Here is a 15,631-nt window from a genome sequence, read left to right on the forward strand (position 1 = left end):
CGACCATCTGTGGGGTCTCATGGCGAGCGGCACCCTCGCATCCGCCGGGCAATAGGAGGGCGTGTTGAAGGAGGGGGCTGCTTCGCGGCACCCACTCACGCGCAAGCTTCCCGCCTCCGAGTTACGCCTCCTTGCTGGCATTCGCGACCACCACTGCGCGACGCTCCGGCAGCCCCATTCCGACGAGCGCACCTGCGAGTGAGAGCAGAGCGGAAACGTCGATTGCCGAGGTGAAGCCATCACTGAACGCGTCGGTGGACGCGAAGCTTCCGGTCCCGGCGAACACTGCACCGGCGATCGCGATCCCAGATACGCCACCGAGGAAGCGGAATGTATTGAACGTGCCGGCAGCCTTGCCGACCTCCGGCCGGGCGACCGCATTGAGGACCGCATTCTGCGCGGCAGGCATGGCCATCGATACGCCTGCGCCGGTAATGATCAGCGGCGCGACGAGCTGGATGTAGGGCAGATCAGGTGCTGCGATCTGCGCCAGCCAGGCCATTCCAGCCGCTTGCAGGATCAATCCGGCCACCACAAGCCACCGCTCGCCGACGCGGTTGATCAGGCTGCCGGCGATCGGTGCGACCACAAAAAGCGTGGCGGTCCAGGGCAGCAATCCCATGCCGGCGCCGAGCGGCCCGCGGCTCTGGGAAAACTGCAGAAACTGCGGCAACAGGAATACGAGGCCGTACATGGCGGCGCAGAGCAGGAAGTTCGCCCCTACGCCCGAGGAGAATGCGCGCGCCCGAAAAAACCGCAAAGGCAGCATGGGCTCACGGGTACGCAACTGCCAAAGGACGAATGCGATGGCGAGAACCAGCCCGGCCGTCAGCGCCGACAGCACTTCAGAGCTGCTCCAGCCCACGATGTTGCCGCGCATCAGACCCCAGACCACTCCAAATGCCGCCGCAGTTACCAGGACGACGCCGAGGACATCGATTGCCGTGCCCGGCCCGTGACTCTCCGGAATCCGACGCAGCACCAGCGGGATGAGAACGATGCCGACCGGAACATTGAGCCAGAAGATCCAGTGCCAGGAGAGGCCTTCGGAGATCGCACCGCCCGCCATCGGGCCGATGATCAGGGCCAGGCCGGTGATGCTGCTGAAGATACCCAGCGCCTTGCCTCGTTCCTCCGGAGGAAAAGCGACGCTCAGCAGCGCCATGGCCAGCGGCATGACCATTGCGGCACCCGCGCCCTGAACCGCGCGGGCCGCAATCAGCAATCCGGCATTTCCAGCGAGCGCGCAGGCAACGGACGCTGCGACGAACAGCGCCAATCCGGCGATGAAGATGCGGCGGCGGCCGAACCTGTCACCGAGCGCCGCCCCGGTCATGAGCAGGACGGCAAAACTCAAATTGTACGCGTTCATCGTCCATTGCAGCGTCTCCAGCGAGGCATCGAGTTCGACCCGCATCGTACTTAATGCGGTCGCCACGACCATCGCATCGAGAACGACCATCAAGGAGCCTATCGACGTGAGGGCGAGAACCCAGATCTTCGTTGATCCCGCACTTTGCTTGCTCATGATTATGACGCCTCCGGCTTGAACAGATGGCCCGCCAGTCTCGCGGGCCCGTGATCCAGTGACGCGGAGGCACCACCAAAGGATTCCAGCTAAAGAAAGTTTTTTCGACCGAATCCTTTTGCCATCGTCGAGCGTCTATAGGACGCTGCCCGCAATGGCGGGCGCCTCTGCCTGGGAGATACGCATGAAATCGACGCTTGTGCGATGACCGGATCCGCAATCGGCACGCCAGAAGGACGGGAGCCATTTGACCGGCTGCTCGGCGAATTGCGGCCGAAACTGCACCGTTATTGCGCCCGCATGACCGGTTCGGTGATCGATGCCGAGGATGTCGTCCAGGAAGCTACGGTCAAGGCGCTCGAGGCGTTCCCCGGGAGCGGGCCGATAGCCAATGTCGAGGGCTGGCTGTTCCGCATCGCGCACAATGCAGCGCTCGACCACCTGCGCCGTCGCGCCAGGGCGGATGCCGCGCATGCCGTCGAGGATATCGATATGATACCTGACCCCGGCATGTCGGCCGAGGGCCGACACACTGCAGCCGCAAGCCTGCAGACCTTCATGCGGCTGCCCGCGGCGCAGCGTAGCAGCGTCATCCTGATGGATGTGCTCGGCTATACGATCGAAGAGATCGGCAACATTATCGACAGCAGCGTTCCAGCGGTAAAAGCCGCACTGCATCGCGGCCGTCTGCGCCTGCGCGAGGTCGCCGGCGAGCCTGACGACCGGCCTGTGCCGGTGTTGGCCGAGCCCGAACGAGTGCGTCTGGCAGCCTATGTAGAGCGGTTCAACGCCCGCGACTTCGATACGATCCGCGACATGCTGGCCGAGGACGTGCGGCTTGACCTCGTCAACCGGCTCCGGGCGAGCGGCCGCGCGAAAGTGGGCCGATACTTCCACAATTACGCGGGTATCCACGATTGGCAACTGCTTCCAGGCCTGGTCGATCGGCACCCAGCCATTCTTGTGATCGATCCGGATGACCCGGCCGGAGGGGCAAAATACTTTATCCTGCTGGAATGGGCGGGCGACAGATTGGCGAGAATTCGCGATTTCCGCTATGCGCGCTACACGCTTGATGGCGCCGAGGTGGTGGCCCTGCAAGCATAGCAATTCTCTTTCAGAATATCGAACCGAGCACGAGCCAGCCCGCTTCCTTGGAAACGCACCAGCTATTTTGGATCGCGGCCGCTTGCCATCCAAGCGGCCGCCCTTTTCCGCCGATCCTGCTTTAAGCCGGTTGCAACTCCCTGCGCGGCAGCGGCGGGAAGGCGATCGCAATCGCCATCGCGCCAAGCCCGACAAGGGCCGAGCCGATGAACAGCCAGGAATAGCTGGCATAGGCATCGAACACCATGCCGCCGGCGAGCGGGCCGAAAGCCATGCCGAGGCTGGACAGCATGGTTACGGCACCGAACACCGTGCCGAGGATGCGCTGGCCAAAATATTCGCGCGCCAGCACCGCATAGAGCGGCATGACGCCGCCATAGGTGGCGCCGAAGATGATGGCCAGCGTGTAGAATTGACCAAGCTCGCTGACCGCCAGATAGGCGGCGATAACCACGGCCTGTATGGCCAGCCCGGTGATCAGCACCGGCTTAACGCCAAGCCGGTCGGCGAGCACGCCGTAAAGCAGCCGGCCACCCAGCCCTGCCAGGCCCTCGATGCTGTAGATGCTGACCGCTGCCATCGGCGCAATGCCGCACAGCATCGCATAGCTCACCATATGGAAGATCGGCCCGGAATGGGCCGCGCAGCAGGCAAAGAAGGTCAGTCCCAACACGATGAATTGCGGCGAGCGCAGCGCCTGCGGAACGGCCATGCCGGCACCCTCGGCGGCAACGCTTGGGGCAGCGTCGTCGGCCGCGGGTTTGGGCGGCTGGCGCACCAGAAGCGCGGCCGGCAGTAGCAGCACCCACGCGGTTATGCCGATGTCGAACATCGCGGTGCGCCAGTCGTAGGCCGAAATCAGCCAGCGCGCGAAGGGCGAGATGGTCATTGGCGCCACGCCCATGCCGGCCGAGACCAGCGAGACGGCGAGGCTGCGGTTCGTTTCGAACCAGGCGGAGGTCAGCGCGATCATCGGCGCGAAGAAGGCGCTTGCCGCGAGGCCGACGAGCACGCCGTAGGCCAACTGGAAAACGAGCAGCGAACCGGTGCGGCTGGCCAGCACCAGCGCCAGGCCGAGCAGCACGGCGCCGGTCATGACGACGATGCGGGCGCCGAAGCGGTCGTAAATGGCGCCCCAGGCGAAGCCGCCGAGGCCCATTACCAGGAAGTTCAGCGTCATCGCGCTCGATATGCCGGCGCGCGACCATTGTGTGTCGAGCGCCATCGGTTCGAGGAAGATCGCCAGTGAGAACATCGCCCCGAGAGCGACACAGGTCATCAGCGCGCCAGCCGCGACGATAACCCAACGATAGGGAAGGCTCATTTCAATTTTCTCCCATGCCGGAAGCGTTGATACGGCACGACTTTTTCGAGCTTCGCCGAGCCGCTTGCGTCCGAAGGACGTTGGAGATGTTTTGAATCCGACAATCCGGTTGCATTTTTTATCCAGTCAGAAAATTGCGCCGCTCAACTGCTCCAATGCATTGACCGTGCATCGTCCCGAGCTAGATTTCCAGCCTGGCCATCAGGAGCTATCGGGTATGGAACTTCATCGCGGCCGTCTCATCGACCACCTCCACCTGGTGGTCAGGGATCTCAAGGCCAGCCGCCGCTTCTACGAGGCTGTTCTCAACGTGCTCGACATACCGATCGGTGGCGCCGGCGATGATTATTTTTGGGCCGACGAACTGTTCATTTCCAGCCCCGACAGCCCGGCGGCCCTGGGAAAGCTGACCGGGCGCCATCACCTTGCCTTCCAGGCAAAGGACCGTGCGATGGTCGAAGCCTTCTACAAGGCCGGGCTTGAGGCCGGCGGCACCGACAATGGTGCGCCGGGCGAGCGATCCTACCATCCCGGCTATTACGCCGCCTTCCTGCTCGATCCCGACGGCAACAATATCGAGGCCGTCCACCACGGCCCGGCCAAACGCAGCGCCGATTCAGTGAAGATCACCTTCTAGCTTCCGGTAAAGGTGGTTCGCACCGGCCGGCACGGTTGGTCTCTGCCAAACCTGGGTGCTTGCGTCAGACCGCGTCTGCCCTATCGCGTCAGCGCCGCCATCTGGCTCGCCAGGAAGTCGACGAAGAGCCGTGCCCGGACCGGTAGCTGCCGCCCGTAGGCATGGACGATATGCACCGGCATGGTCGGCATTGCCACCTCGGGCAGGATACGGACCAAGCGGCCCGCGTCGAGATCGCCCTGCACCGCAAACCGCATCAGATGCGCTATTCCAGCACCGGCAAGTGCTGCATTGCGGATGGCGCCGCCATCATCGGTATCGAGCCGCCCATCCGGCACGATCATCGTACCGTCGGCAAAGGTGACCGGATAAGGCCGGCCGGCCATCTGGTAGCGGATGAAGTCATGGTTCGCCAGATCCTCGACTGATGCCGGACGGCCGCGCCGCTCGACATACGCCGGCGAGGCCACCAGCACGATCGGCAGATTGGCGATCTTGCGGGCAACCAGCCCCGTGTCCGACAGCGCCCCCATGCGCACGGCAACGTCATAGCCTTCGCGGATCAGATCGGCGTGCCGATCGGTGACGCTGAGCTCGACTTTCACTTCGCCATGCTGCGCAAGGAACGCCTGCGCCCATGTCGCGATCAGGCCGCGCCCGAGCTCGACCGGCGCTGTGACGCGCAGCAGGCCGCGCGCCGTATCGGCCACCTGGACGATGTCTTCGGCATCGTCCAGCGCCCTGAGCAGCGGCGCCACCCGCTCGTAGTAGGCGAGGCCTTCGCTGGTGAGCCCGAGCCGACGCGTCGAGCGCTGGATCAGCCTGACCCCGAGCCGCCGCTCGAGCCGTGCCACGCTTTTCGACACCGCCGATGGGCTCGAGCCAACCAACCGGCTGGCGGCATGGAATGAGCCGGCATCGACGGTTCGGACGAAGGCGACGAGACCGGCGGTCTTTTCGAGAATGGTGGTCATTCCAGAATTCTAGGCACGAAAGAATGGATCATTATGATCCTAATACGCTTTTTGATCATCATTAAATACCGCTCATCGTCGACAAAGGAGAGATTGATGAGCAAGCTGAACGGCAAGGTCGCCATCGTCACCGGCGCGTCCAAGGGTATCGGCGCCGCCATTGCCAAGGGTCTTGCCACGGCCGGTGCCGCGGTGGTCGTCAACTACGCCTCGTCACGGGAAGGCGCCGACCGTGTCGTCGCGGAGGTCGAGGACCGTGGCGGCCGCGCCGTCGCCGTCCAGGGCGACGTATCGCAATCGGCCGACGTGCGCCGCCTGTTTGAGGCGGCGAAGTCGGAGTTCGGCGGGCTCGACATATTGGTCAACAATGCCGGCGTCTTCGCATTCGAGCCGCTGGAAGCGGTGACGGAGGCCGAGTTCCACCGTGAGTTCGACACCAATGTGCTGGGCATCATTCTGACCACGCAAGCAGCAGTGAGCCATTTTGGCCCGAGCGGCGGCAGCATCATCAACATAAGCTCGGTCGCCAGCCGCAATCCGCAGCCGAACTCGCTCGTCTATGCCGCCACCAAGGGCGCGGTGGACACGATCACGCTGTCGATGTCGCGGGAACTCGGCGCCCGCAATATCCGCGTCAACGCCATTGCGCCCGGCGGCGTCGACACCGAAGGCCTCGAGCGTATCGGCATCGTCGGCAGCGACTTCGAAAAACAGATCGTCACCATGACCCCGCTCGGCCGTTTCGGTCGGCCCGACGACGTCGCTCGCGTCGCGGTGTTCCTCGCCTCCGACGAAGCGTCATGGCTGACCGGCGAGCGCATCACCGCCTCGGGCGGCTGGCGATAGATATGCAGGGCGCGGACCTGCCGTTTTACGGACCATGCCCCCGCAGCGTGACATCGAGGAACACCGCAATCGATGACGACGGGGATCCAAGCCCTATGTTTCTCAGCAAGGGAGGAGCGCCGTGCGCTATCGATGACCGCTAGATGCCAAGGAGGTAACGGATGACGGGCGACGAAAAAGCAATCCGAAGGCTGGTCGAGACGTGGATGGATGCGAGCAAGCGTGGTGACATTGCGACCGTGCTCAGCTTGATGACGGACGACGCGATCTTCATGGTTCCCGGCCGGGAACCCTTCGACAAGGAGATCTTCGCGGCAGCCGCGCGGGAGACGGCCGGCGTTCGTATCGACGGCACCAGCGATATCGTGGAATTACAGCTTCTCGGCAATTGGGCCTTCATCCGCAGCCGCATCGACATGACGGCGACTCCGCCGAATGGCGAGCCGGTCCATCGATCGGGATATGCACTGACGCTGCTGCGCAAGGAGGCAGACGGTGAGTGGCGGCTCGCGCGCGACGCGAACCTGCTGACTGCGCAAGGCTAGCGCCGGTCTCCGACATCCTGCACCGGAAGGCGGGCAAAGGGAGAGCGGCCAAGGGGGACCGATAAGATGGCGAGGATGCGATGCAAGCCGCCCTGAACAAGTGTTCCTCCTCTACCTGATCACACGGGCAAGAGGGCGTTCTGCTTGACATCGGCGATGGAGGCGAAAGTGTGCGTTTCGCGCACACCCGGCAGCGGCAGGATGACCCGCTGCAGGAAGTCCTGGAACACCGCCATATCGGCGATCCGCGCCTTGACCAGATAGTCGAAGCCGCCAACCACCATATGGCACTCCAGAACCTCCGGGGCTTTCGCCACGGCTTCGGCAAAACGGTCAAAGACATGCGGCGCCGTGTGGTCAAGCCGGACCTCTATGAACACCAGCGTTCCCCGGCCGACCTTGCGCGGATCGAGCACGGCTCTGACCGCGGTGATGAACCCGTCGCGGAACAGGCGCTTCACCCGCTGGCTGGTTCCGGTCGGCGACAGCCCGATACGCCCGGCCAGATCAAGCGTCGTTCGGCGCCCGTCCTCCTGCAGCAGCCGGAGCAAGCTGCGGTCTATCTGGTCGAGGTCGTCCATTTCACAATCCACTCTATCTCAGGGATTTATGTGTTGATTTCACGCAGAGATGCCAAAATCAACGTATTTCATCACATGAAACCTCGCAATAGCTTGCACTTCCCTCACCCACGCGAAGCAAACGGGGTGAGCCGATTTCGACGAACAAAGGGAGTGCAGGATGACCAAGGAAGCGTTCAGTCCAGCCGGCAAGAGTGCGGCGGAAATCAGCAAGGGAGCGACCGAGATCCTGGTGCTGAGCGAAGCCGACGTGATGGCGTGCATCGACCTCAGCCAGCTTCTCGATGTTCTGGAAGACGGCTTCAAGGCGCTGTCACAAGGTAAGGTTGTCAATCCACCCCGGCCACAGCTCGACATCCCCGGAGCCGGCTACAGCCTCGCCATGCCGGCCTGGATGGAAGGCATGAACCTGACCGTCAAGATCGTCAATGTCTTCGAAGGCAACTTGGCCAAGAACCTGCCCAGCCACCTCGCCACCATCAGCCTGTTCGATCCGCTGTCCGGCCTGCCGGTCTGCATCATGGACGGCACTTTCATAACGGCGGTGCGAACCTCCGGCTCCGCTGTGCTGTCGGTGCGCGCGCTTGCCCGCCGGGATGCCAGGATAGCGACAGTGGTCGGCGCCGGCGTGCAGGCCAACCAGCATCTCCATTTGTTGCCGCTGGTGCGGGACTTTACCGAAATCCGCGTCGCTTCGAAGAGCTTCGACGATGCGGCAGCGCTTGCCCGGCTGCACCCGTCGGTGGTGGCGGTCGCCGACCTCGAGGCGGCAGTGCGCAGTTCCGACGTGGTGTGCCTGGCGACCCACTCCTATCAGCCGGTGATCGACGCAGGCTGGGTCCAGCCGGGCACGCATGTCTCGTCGGTCGGGGTGGCGCCGCCCCGCGGTGAAATGCCGATCGAGCTCATCGCCAAATCCAGTCTTTTTGTCGAAACCAAGGATGCATTCAAACCGACCCCGGTCGGTTCCTGCGAGCTTGCCGGCTTCGACCCGGATTTCGGCACCGAGCTTGGCGCCATGCTACTCGACCGCGCGCCGGGCCGCGTTTCGGATCAGCAGATCACCACCTACAAGGCGATGGGCATTGCGATGGAAGACATGGTCGCCGCCGACCTGGCCTATTGCTGCGCCCGGCGTCTGCGCAAGGGAAAGCTCGTCGTGCTGTAGGCGCGTGCCGCCTCACGCAGGCTCGCGCTTCAATGCCTGTGCCATGCAGTGGATGCCGCCGCCGGTCTTCGAGATTTCGCTCATGTCGATGGCGGCCACCTCGAAGCCGCGCGCTTTGAGCTGGCCGATCAGCGTCTGGCTCGAAGTCGGCGCGATCACCCTGTCCTTGCCCAGCGACATGAAGTTGCAGCCGAGCGCCATCGTGTCCTGGAACGGCACGTCGATAATCTCGTGGCCCTTGCCCTTCAGCCAGTCGACGATGCCGGGCTCCGTACAGGCAAGGCAGACGGCCGTCAGCTTTTCCGCAATCGGCACCACCATCAGGTCGATATGGACGTAATATTCGTCGATGAAGGCGATGCGGGTCTCCCAGCCCTCCTTGTCGAACCAGGCCTGCACCTGGCGCGCGCCCTCCTCCTGCGTGCGGGCGCCGCCGCAGCCGATCAGCACCACGCCATCCTCGATGACATTGAAGTCGCCGCCTTCGAAGGTGCCGGCGGTGACCATGTCGTAGATCGGGATGCCGAGCTTCTCATAGGTGCGGATCGCCGCGTAGTTCTCGCCGCGCCGCCACCACTGGGCCATCGCGGTGATGATGGCGCCGTAGGGCGTCATGACGCTGGAATCGCGCGAATAGACCTGCATCGGCAGCTCCGGCGTCGGCTCGTGCCAGTGGATGTTGACGCCGAAATGCTCATAGGCGGCGGCCAGGTCCTTGTGCTGTGCCTGCGCGATCTGGAGGTTGCAAGGCGCCTCGCGCAGATGTTTTCGCGACAGCGAGCTGGTCGAGAGATGACGCAGGAAATTCGGCGAGCCGAGCAGCACGTCGGTCAGCACGTCGGTCTCGTTGGCGAAGCCCCAGGCGGTCAACGGCTTGGTGCCGCCCACCGGGTTGCGGCGCTGCAGCGAAAACGGCTCGGCGACGATGCGGTCATGGACGGTCATGAGTTTCTCCTCGTGATGGGGGCGGCTGGTTGATCATGCGGCTTGGTTGCTTGGTATCCACCAATCCCGTCCGCGCGGGGTGGTGATGTATTCCGGCCAGCGAAATCCGATCGGCGGATCGTAGTCGCAGAGCGGGGCGATCCAGTTCGAGCCGCCGATGCCACCGCCGGTTCGGGCGACGAATTCGTCCATCGCCGCGTCGCGCGCAGCCTCGTCTTCCAACAAGCGAAGTGCCGCGAGCGCAATGGTCTTTGCTGCGCAGATGACCATCGGGTCGATGGTGGCAGAAATGCCGCCCAGCGCATTCATCGCCCAGCCCGGATAGGCGTGACCATTCTCCGAGCGCAGTGCCGGGCGGGCGACATAGAACCGCGCCGTTGGCGTATGCCACGACATGTCCGTGTAGTCGTCGGAGGTCGAATTGAGCTGCGATGGCGGCAGGTCGCGACGCAGCAGCGCCTCTGCATCCTGCGGCGCAATCAGCCGCTCCAGCTCGGCGATGAACGGTTCGTCGCTCGCCTCGCCGCCGGCATTGACCTGGATTTCGCGGGCGATCGCCTTGGCCGTCTCGTCCCAGCGCGGCGGCCCGACCGCCGCCAGCGCGTCGAAGGCAATGCCGGCCATGACGTGATTGGCCAGCCCCGGCCGCGACTTCGACACCCAGTGCCGCTCATGGCGGCAGCCGCTTATCCTGGCTGCGGCTTCCGCATTGCGGTCGAGCATGGCGGTGACCTGCTCGGCCATAGCAAGCGTCGGCACGCGGATCATGTACTGGATCTCGGCCAGCCCGGCCGGCAGATTGTCGGCGGTCGCCTGGCCCGCCGTCAGGATCGCCTCGCTGATCGACCAGCCGCCCTGATGCGGCAGCATGGAATCGCGCAGCGCCTTGGACGCCATGTACATCATCATGAGCGCGTCGTTGGCGCCGGGCGCCCTGACCGCCGAATGCGCCTGCGGGATGGGTGCTGCGGTGCCCGCCGCCCTCGCCCAATGTTCCGGCTCGTCACAGATGAAGCGGTGGATCATCGCATAGGCCGCACCGCAATGCGTGTCCCAGCGCGCCGTGTTGCAGAGCGGCAGCATGTAGAAAGGATGGAAGGAGATCATACCCGCCAGCCCATCGTAATAGCCCTTCGCGGCATGGATCGGCTTTGACCCGCGCACCTTCTCCGCCGGCTCGCCGGTGAAGCGCAGCGTGCCTGATATGCCGTGGCGCTGCATTGCTGCCTTGGTCGCCAAAAGGCCGCCGAGGCTGGCAATGCCGAGGCCGGAATGCGGATCGGTGTGGCCGCCCGCCTGTTCGCCGAGGCCGGGACGCGGTCGCTTCACCGTTGCCGCGTCCTGGCAATTGCCCGGCACCGCGTCGTATTCGGCGTACATGCCGATCGTCGGGCCGGTCCCGTTGATCCAATGGGCGCAGAAGGCCGTTGGCATACCGCCGGAGCCTTCCTCGACCGAAAAGCCTTCGTGCTTCAACTGCTCCACATACCAGGCGGCCGACTGGTATTCGCGCCAGGCGGTCTCGCCGAAGTCGAAGATGGTCCGCGTCCACGCCGACAGGGACGGCTGGATGTCGTCCAGACAGGCAAGCGCGGTCGCTTGTGCCGAGGTCACCGGTTTCTCCATGGCGGAAAGAAAGCAGTGAAGCGCCCCACCAAAAAGTGATATGTTTTCCCGGCTCATGCAAATTCGGTTCACCTCTTGAGAATTCCCTCGACGCAGGCGCTGCGCGCCCTCGACAGTTTTGCCCGCCACGGCAGCGTCTGGCGCGCCGCCGACGAACTGCATCTGACCCGCAGTGCGGTGAGCCATCAATTGCGCCTGCTCGAACGCGATCTCGGCTTCGATCTGCTCGAACGCATCGGCAAGGGCGTGGCGCTCACGCCGCGTGGCCAGCGCTATGCCAGCGACGTGCGCAAGGCGCTGACGGTGTTGGGTGACGCGGTGACGCGCCATGCCGGCACCGGCGTCGGCGGTTCGTTCAGCGTCAGTTGCACCCCTGGCTTCGCCTCGCTTTTCCTGTGCACTCACATTGGCGAATTCCGGCAGATGTATCCAGATGTCGCGCTCCGCATCCTGACGCCGCGCCGCCTCGATGACGTCAGCAATGCCGAGGCCGACGCCTTCATCGCCTTTGGCGTCGGCAACTGGCCGAACCGCGCGGTCGAGCTGTTGTGCGAAATCTCGTTCACGCCGCTGTGCAGCCCGACGCTGCTCAACAAGATCGGCGGCTTCTCCAAGCCGGCAGACGTGCTGCGCGCCAATCTCCTGCATCTCGGTGACACCGAGGACTGGGCGCGTTGGCTGGCGCTGTCCAAGGTCGAGAACCCCGACCCGGAAGGCGGCATCTTCTTTTCCGACATGAACCTGGTCTTTTCGGCGGCGATCGCCGGCCAGGGCATCGCCATGGGCGACGAACTGACCAGCGGCCGGGCACTGAGCGAAGGCCGGCTGGTGCGCCCCTTCGACATAGCGATCAATTCCCCGCGCTCGTATTTTCTGGTCTCGGAACATGCCAAGGCGGCGCATCCGGTGCTGGAGGCGTTTGGGCGGTGGCTGAGGTCGAAGCTGTCGGAGAACCAGCGTTAATCTCCCCCCTTGAGGGGGAGATGGCCGCGAAGCGGCCAGAGGGGGTCGCTTGGCTGGGCTCGGCCCGGTCTGATTTTCGAAGAAAGAGGAAGTTGGCGCTTCACGCGAGACGCCCCCCTCCGTCGCCTTCGGCGAAATCTCCCCAAGATTGGCGCATAGATGAATCAAATTTGCCGATCAGGCGAAAACTATTCGGTTGCGGTAAGCCGCCGCCCTGCCTACGATTTCGCCTACGCTAAGGAAAGGGCAGGATGCAGCAACCCGGCCGGGCCGCAGAGATCAAGGCAATCGGGATCGGCAAGAGCTTCGGCTCGTTCCGTGCGCTGGACGATCTGACGCTCGATATCGGCCGTGGTGAGTTCCTTACCCTGCTCGGCCCCTCCGGTTCCGGCAAGACCACCTTCCTGATGATCCTTGCCGGCTTCATTCAGCCGACCGACGGTCGCCTTTACAGCGACGGCGTCGATATCACCGAGCGGCCGGCCGAGCAGCGCGCCGCCGGCATGGTTTTCCAAGGCTACGCACTGTTCCCGCATATGTCGGTCGAGGCCAATATCGCCTTCCCACTCAAGGTACGCAAGAAATCGGCGGCCGAGATCAAGCGCCGCGTCGGCGAAATGATCGAGCGCGTCGGGCTCAAGGGCCACGAAAAGAAACTGCCGTCGCAATTGTCCGGTGGGCAGCAGCAGCGGGTGGCGCTGGCGCGGGCGCTGGTCTTCGAGCCGGGCGTGCTTTTGCTTGACGAGCCGTTTTCGGCGCTCGACAAGGGCCTGCGCGGCCAGATGCAGGCCGAGATGAAGCGGCTGCACCAGGAGACCGGCACCACCTTCGTCTTCGTCACCCATGACCAGAGCGAGGCGCTGGCTTTGTCGTCTCGCGTCGCCATCTTCAACCATGGCAAATTGCTGCAGGTCGGCGCGCCCGACGAGGTCTACGACCGGCCCGACAACCGCTTCGTCGCCGAGTTCCTGGGTGAGATCAACATGCTGCCGTTGAAGGGCGTGCGCCCGGCCGACAATGGCTCGACCGGCCTCTGCGAAGACCGCGCGATCAGCATGCGCTGCAAGGCCGAGAAGGTCCGTGGCGACGCCATCCTGGCGATCCGGCCCGAATACATGTCGATCGCACGCGAGGCGGCAGCGGGCGAGAACGGTATTGCCGCGACTGCCGTCGCCTCGACCTATCTCGGCGCTGCGACGCGGCTCGATCTGACGACGCACCAAGGCGCCAAGGTCACGGTCTCGGTGCCGAACGAGGTTGCCGCTTCCGCGCTCAGCAAGGGCAATTCCGTGTGGCTGACTTGGCCGGCGGAGAAAGGCTTCCTCCTTCCGGACGGAGGACAATGACGATCGGCGTGGCGAATTCGCCAAGCTGACTTTCAGGAAACACCAACAACAAAAAAGGGGAACTGACATGACAAATCAAACCAAGAAAAATTCCATCGAGGCGCTGTCCGCCAGGGCAGTGCGCGGCGAGATTTCGCGCCGGCAGTTCACGCAACTGGCCGCACTGGTGCTGGCCGGCACGCCGATGCTGCTACGCTCGACCGGCGCCTTTGCCGCGGCTAAGGAACTGGTGCTGGTCAACTGGGGCGGCGACGCCATCACCGCCTACGACGCAGCTTATGGCCAAGCCTTCACCAAGGAGACCGGCATCACCGTCAAGATGGACGGCTCCGGCCCGACCGAAGGCGCGATCGCGGCGCAGTTCAAGAGCGGCGCGCCGACCTGGGACCTGGTCGACGTCGATCCGTTCTCGGCCATCACGCTCGGCGCGCAAGGCATGCTCGAGCCGATCGATTATTCGATCGTCGACAAGAAGAAGATGCGGCCGGGATTCGGCTGGGAATACGCGGCCTCGACCTATTTCTTCTCCTATGTCATCGCCTACGATGCCGAGAAATACGGCAGTCAGGCACCGACCGGCATGGCCGACTTCTTCGACGTGGCAAAATTCCCCGGCAAGCGCTCGCTCTACAAATGGGGCGTGTCGAGCTGGGAAGCGGCACTGCTTGCCGACGGCATCGCGCCGGCCTCGCTCTATCCGCTCGACCTCAAGCGCGCGCATGACAAGATCGCTGCCTTCAAGGAGAACGTCGTAGCCTATTGGGGTGGCGGCGCCGAAAGCCAGAGCGTGCTGCTCAATGGCGAGGCCTCGATGGCGATCGTCTGGTCGACCCGGGCTTCGCTCATCGAGCAGGATTCCGGCGGCAAGATCAAGTTCATCTGGGACCAGGGCCTGATCTCGCCCGGCGCGCTCGCCGTGCTCAAGGGCAATCCCGGCGGCAAGGACGCGGCGATGAAGTTCATCGCCAGCACCCAGGACCCGGAGAAGGAACTCATCATGTTCGACAAGCTCGGCCAAGGTCCGGCCAACCCGGCCGCCGACGCGCTGATCCCCGCCGACAAGAAGCGAATCAACCCCGTCGATCCCGAGAACATGAAAAAGCAGATCCCGCTCGACATGGATTGGTACGCCAAGAACTACGGGGCAGCACTCGACGAATACACGAAGATCATCTCCGCCTGACAAGCCGGGATAGCCAGGGGCGAGATGAGAGCACACCTCTCCGACAGGATGGGCGCGGCGCTGCTGATGGCGCCGCTGCTCCTCTTTCTTGTGCTGGCTTACGCCTGGCCATTCCTCGGCGTGGTCAAATGGAGCTTCACCCTGCCTACGCCGGGGCTGGGGCAGTACAATGCGCTGCTCACGGATCAGCTGGTGCAGTCGGTCTTCATCCGCACACTGCGCATCGCCGCGATCGTCACCATCGTTTCGGTTGCCGCCGCCTACGCCATTACCGTTGTCTGGGTGCGCGGCACGCCGGTGCAGCGCGTCGTGGCCGAGTTCTGCATCCTGGTGCCGTTCTGGATCTCGGTGCTGACGCGCGCCTTCGGCTGGGTGGCGCTTTTGTCCAATCGCGGCCTGATCAACACTTGGCTGCAGGCGGTCGGCTTCATCTCGGAGCCGCTGGCTCTGGTGCGCAACGAGTTCGGCGTTATCGTCGGCATGACGCATTTCCTCATCCCCTTCGCGGTGTTTCCACTGGCCTCTTCGATGCGAAGCCTCGACGACCGTGTGCTGCTGGCGGCGCGCGGCCTCGGCTCCAGCCGCATGCGCACCTTCTGGTCGGTGTTCGTGCCGATGACCCGCTCCGGCATCATCGGCTCGGCGCTGATCGTCTTCGTCTTTTCGCTCGGCTTCTTCGTCACGCCGGCGATTCTCGGCGGCGGCCGCAGCGTGATGATCGCCGAGCTGATCTATCTCCGCATCTTCCAGAGCCCGGACTGGGGCCTGGGTGCGGCGATCAGCGTGGTGCTGGTGCTGTTCGTCGGCGCGCTGATGGCGCTGCTTTTCCGCTATATCAGGCCGAAGCAGTTGGTGTAG

The 15,631-nt window shown here is 64.0% G+C and carries 15 protein-coding genes; 9 read left to right on the forward strand and 6 right to left on the reverse strand.

What is annotated here, in order from left to right:
- Positions 1-121: 121 nt before the first annotated feature.
- Positions 122-1,528: a DHA2 family efflux MFS transporter permease subunit gene (locus NKH42_RS20025; RefSeq protein WP_352507137.1), complete on the reverse strand. Its 1,407-nt coding sequence runs from the start codon at positions 1,526-1,528 to the stop codon at positions 122-124.
- A gap of 204 nt (positions 1,529-1,732) precedes the next feature.
- Between NKH42_RS20025 and NKH42_RS20030 the strand changes: the two genes are divergently transcribed.
- Entirely contained in the window at positions 1,733-2,635 is a 903-nt protein-coding gene (locus NKH42_RS20030; RefSeq protein ID WP_352507136.1) for a sigma-70 family RNA polymerase sigma factor, read from the forward strand.
- 121 nt (positions 2,636-2,756) lie between these two features.
- On the opposite strand, the gene NKH42_RS20035 is transcribed toward NKH42_RS20030, so the two are convergent.
- Entirely contained in the window at positions 2,757-3,959 is a 1,203-nt protein-coding gene (locus NKH42_RS20035; RefSeq protein ID WP_352507135.1) for an MFS transporter, read from the reverse strand.
- Positions 3,960-4,176: 217 nt separating this feature from the next.
- Here NKH42_RS20035 and NKH42_RS20040 point away from each other — a divergent pair, with 217 nt between their 5' ends.
- Entirely contained in the window at positions 4,177-4,596 is a 420-nt protein-coding gene (locus NKH42_RS20040) for a VOC family protein (protein WP_254819430.1), read from the forward strand.
- Between the two features lie 80 nt (positions 4,597-4,676).
- Here the strand turns inward: NKH42_RS20040 and NKH42_RS20045 are convergent, their stop codons facing one another.
- Positions 4,677-5,570 (reverse strand): LysR family transcriptional regulator, encoded by an 894-nt coding sequence (locus NKH42_RS20045; RefSeq protein ID WP_254819431.1) that lies wholly within the window; start codon positions 5,568-5,570, stop codon positions 4,677-4,679.
- Between the two features lie 96 nt (positions 5,571-5,666).
- On the opposite strand from NKH42_RS20045, the gene NKH42_RS20050 reads away from it, so the two are divergent.
- Positions 5,667-6,416 (forward strand): SDR family NAD(P)-dependent oxidoreductase, encoded by a 750-nt coding sequence (locus NKH42_RS20050; RefSeq protein ID WP_352507134.1) that lies wholly within the window; start codon positions 5,667-5,669, stop codon positions 6,414-6,416.
- A gap of 161 nt (positions 6,417-6,577) precedes the next feature.
- Positions 6,578-6,961: a YybH family protein gene (locus tag NKH42_RS20055; RefSeq protein ID WP_352507133.1), complete on the forward strand. Its 384-nt coding sequence runs from the start codon at positions 6,578-6,580 to the stop codon at positions 6,959-6,961.
- A 119-nt stretch (positions 6,962-7,080) separates the two neighbouring features.
- Here NKH42_RS20055 and NKH42_RS20060 read toward each other — a convergent pair whose 3' ends face one another.
- Complete coding sequence (locus NKH42_RS20060; RefSeq protein WP_352690359.1) at positions 7,081-7,542, reverse strand: Lrp/AsnC family transcriptional regulator; 462 nt, start codon at positions 7,540-7,542, stop codon at positions 7,081-7,083.
- 160 nt (positions 7,543-7,702) lie between these two features.
- Here NKH42_RS20060 and NKH42_RS20065 point away from each other — a divergent pair, with 160 nt between their 5' ends.
- On the forward strand, positions 7,703-8,710 hold the full coding sequence (locus NKH42_RS20065; protein ID WP_352507132.1) for an ornithine cyclodeaminase family protein: 1,008 nt from the start codon (positions 7,703-7,705) through the stop codon (positions 8,708-8,710).
- Positions 8,711-8,722: 12 nt separating this feature from the next.
- Here NKH42_RS20065 and NKH42_RS20070 read toward each other — a convergent pair whose 3' ends face one another.
- Positions 8,723-9,655, reverse strand: coding sequence for a dimethylarginine dimethylaminohydrolase family protein (locus tag NKH42_RS20070; RefSeq protein WP_352507131.1), 933 nt, complete (start codon positions 9,653-9,655; stop codon positions 8,723-8,725).
- A 33-nt stretch (positions 9,656-9,688) separates the two neighbouring features.
- Positions 9,689-11,281 (reverse strand): zinc-binding metallopeptidase family protein, encoded by a 1,593-nt coding sequence (locus tag NKH42_RS20075; protein WP_352507178.1) that lies wholly within the window; start codon positions 11,279-11,281, stop codon positions 9,689-9,691.
- A 75-nt stretch (positions 11,282-11,356) separates the two neighbouring features.
- Here NKH42_RS20075 and NKH42_RS20080 point away from each other — a divergent pair, with 75 nt between their 5' ends.
- The 4 genes from NKH42_RS20080 to NKH42_RS20095 all read left to right on the forward strand — a co-directional run bounded on the left by NKH42_RS20080 (position 11,357) and on the right by NKH42_RS20095 (position 15,631).
- The gene (locus NKH42_RS20080) at positions 11,357-12,244 is read left to right on the forward strand and encodes a LysR substrate-binding domain-containing protein (protein ID WP_254819437.1); all 888 of its coding nucleotides are present in this window, start codon (positions 11,357-11,359) and stop codon (positions 12,242-12,244) included.
- Between the two features lie 251 nt (positions 12,245-12,495).
- Positions 12,496-13,590, forward strand: a complete 1,095-nt coding sequence (locus NKH42_RS20085; RefSeq protein ID WP_352507130.1) for an ABC transporter ATP-binding protein — start codon at positions 12,496-12,498, stop codon at positions 13,588-13,590.
- A gap of 67 nt (positions 13,591-13,657) precedes the next feature.
- Complete coding sequence (locus NKH42_RS20090) at positions 13,658-14,773, forward strand: ABC transporter substrate-binding protein (RefSeq protein ID WP_352507129.1); 1,116 nt, start codon at positions 13,658-13,660, stop codon at positions 14,771-14,773.
- A 24-nt stretch (positions 14,774-14,797) separates the two neighbouring features.
- Positions 14,798-15,631, forward strand: a complete 834-nt coding sequence (locus NKH42_RS20095; RefSeq protein WP_352507128.1) for an ABC transporter permease — start codon at positions 14,798-14,800, stop codon at positions 15,629-15,631.

It is taken from the genome of Mesorhizobium sp. M1142 (assembly GCF_040318565.1).
GTDB lineage: Bacteria > Pseudomonadota > Alphaproteobacteria > Rhizobiales > Rhizobiaceae > Mesorhizobium.

Excerpts from the sequence above, each read along its gene's own strand:
- NKH42_RS20025 (WP_352507137.1), bottom strand. The coding sequence starts at position 1,528 with ATGAGCAAGCAAAGTGCGGGATCAACGAAGATCTGGGTTCTCGCCCTC.
- NKH42_RS20030 (WP_352507136.1), top strand. The coding sequence starts at position 1,733 with ATGACCGGATCCGCAATCGGCACGCCAGAAGGACGGGAGCCATTTGAC.
- NKH42_RS20035 (WP_352507135.1), bottom strand. The coding sequence starts at position 3,959 with ATGAGCCTTCCCTATCGTTGGGTTATCGTCGCGGCTGGCGCGCTGATG.
- NKH42_RS20040 (WP_254819430.1), top strand. The coding sequence starts at position 4,177 with ATGGAACTTCATCGCGGCCGTCTCATCGACCACCTCCACCTGGTGGTC.
- NKH42_RS20045 (WP_254819431.1), bottom strand. The coding sequence starts at position 5,570 with ATGACCACCATTCTCGAAAAGACCGCCGGTCTCGTCGCCTTCGTCCGA.
- NKH42_RS20050 (WP_352507134.1), top strand. The coding sequence starts at position 5,667 with ATGAGCAAGCTGAACGGCAAGGTCGCCATCGTCACCGGCGCGTCCAAG.
- NKH42_RS20055 (WP_352507133.1), top strand. The coding sequence starts at position 6,578 with ATGACGGGCGACGAAAAAGCAATCCGAAGGCTGGTCGAGACGTGGATG.
- NKH42_RS20060 (WP_352690359.1), bottom strand. The coding sequence starts at position 7,542 with ATGGACGACCTCGACCAGATAGACCGCAGCTTGCTCCGGCTGCTGCAG.
- NKH42_RS20065 (WP_352507132.1), top strand. The coding sequence starts at position 7,703 with ATGACCAAGGAAGCGTTCAGTCCAGCCGGCAAGAGTGCGGCGGAAATC.
- NKH42_RS20070 (WP_352507131.1), bottom strand. The coding sequence starts at position 9,655 with ATGACCGTCCATGACCGCATCGTCGCCGAGCCGTTTTCGCTGCAGCGC.
- NKH42_RS20075 (WP_352507178.1), bottom strand. The coding sequence starts at position 11,281 with ATGGAGAAACCGGTGACCTCGGCACAAGCGACCGCGCTTGCCTGTCTG.
- NKH42_RS20085 (WP_352507130.1), top strand. The coding sequence starts at position 12,496 with ATGCAGCAACCCGGCCGGGCCGCAGAGATCAAGGCAATCGGGATCGGC.
- NKH42_RS20090 (WP_352507129.1), top strand. The coding sequence starts at position 13,658 with ATGACAAATCAAACCAAGAAAAATTCCATCGAGGCGCTGTCCGCCAGG.
- NKH42_RS20095 (WP_352507128.1), top strand. The coding sequence starts at position 14,798 with ATGAGAGCACACCTCTCCGACAGGATGGGCGCGGCGCTGCTGATGGCG.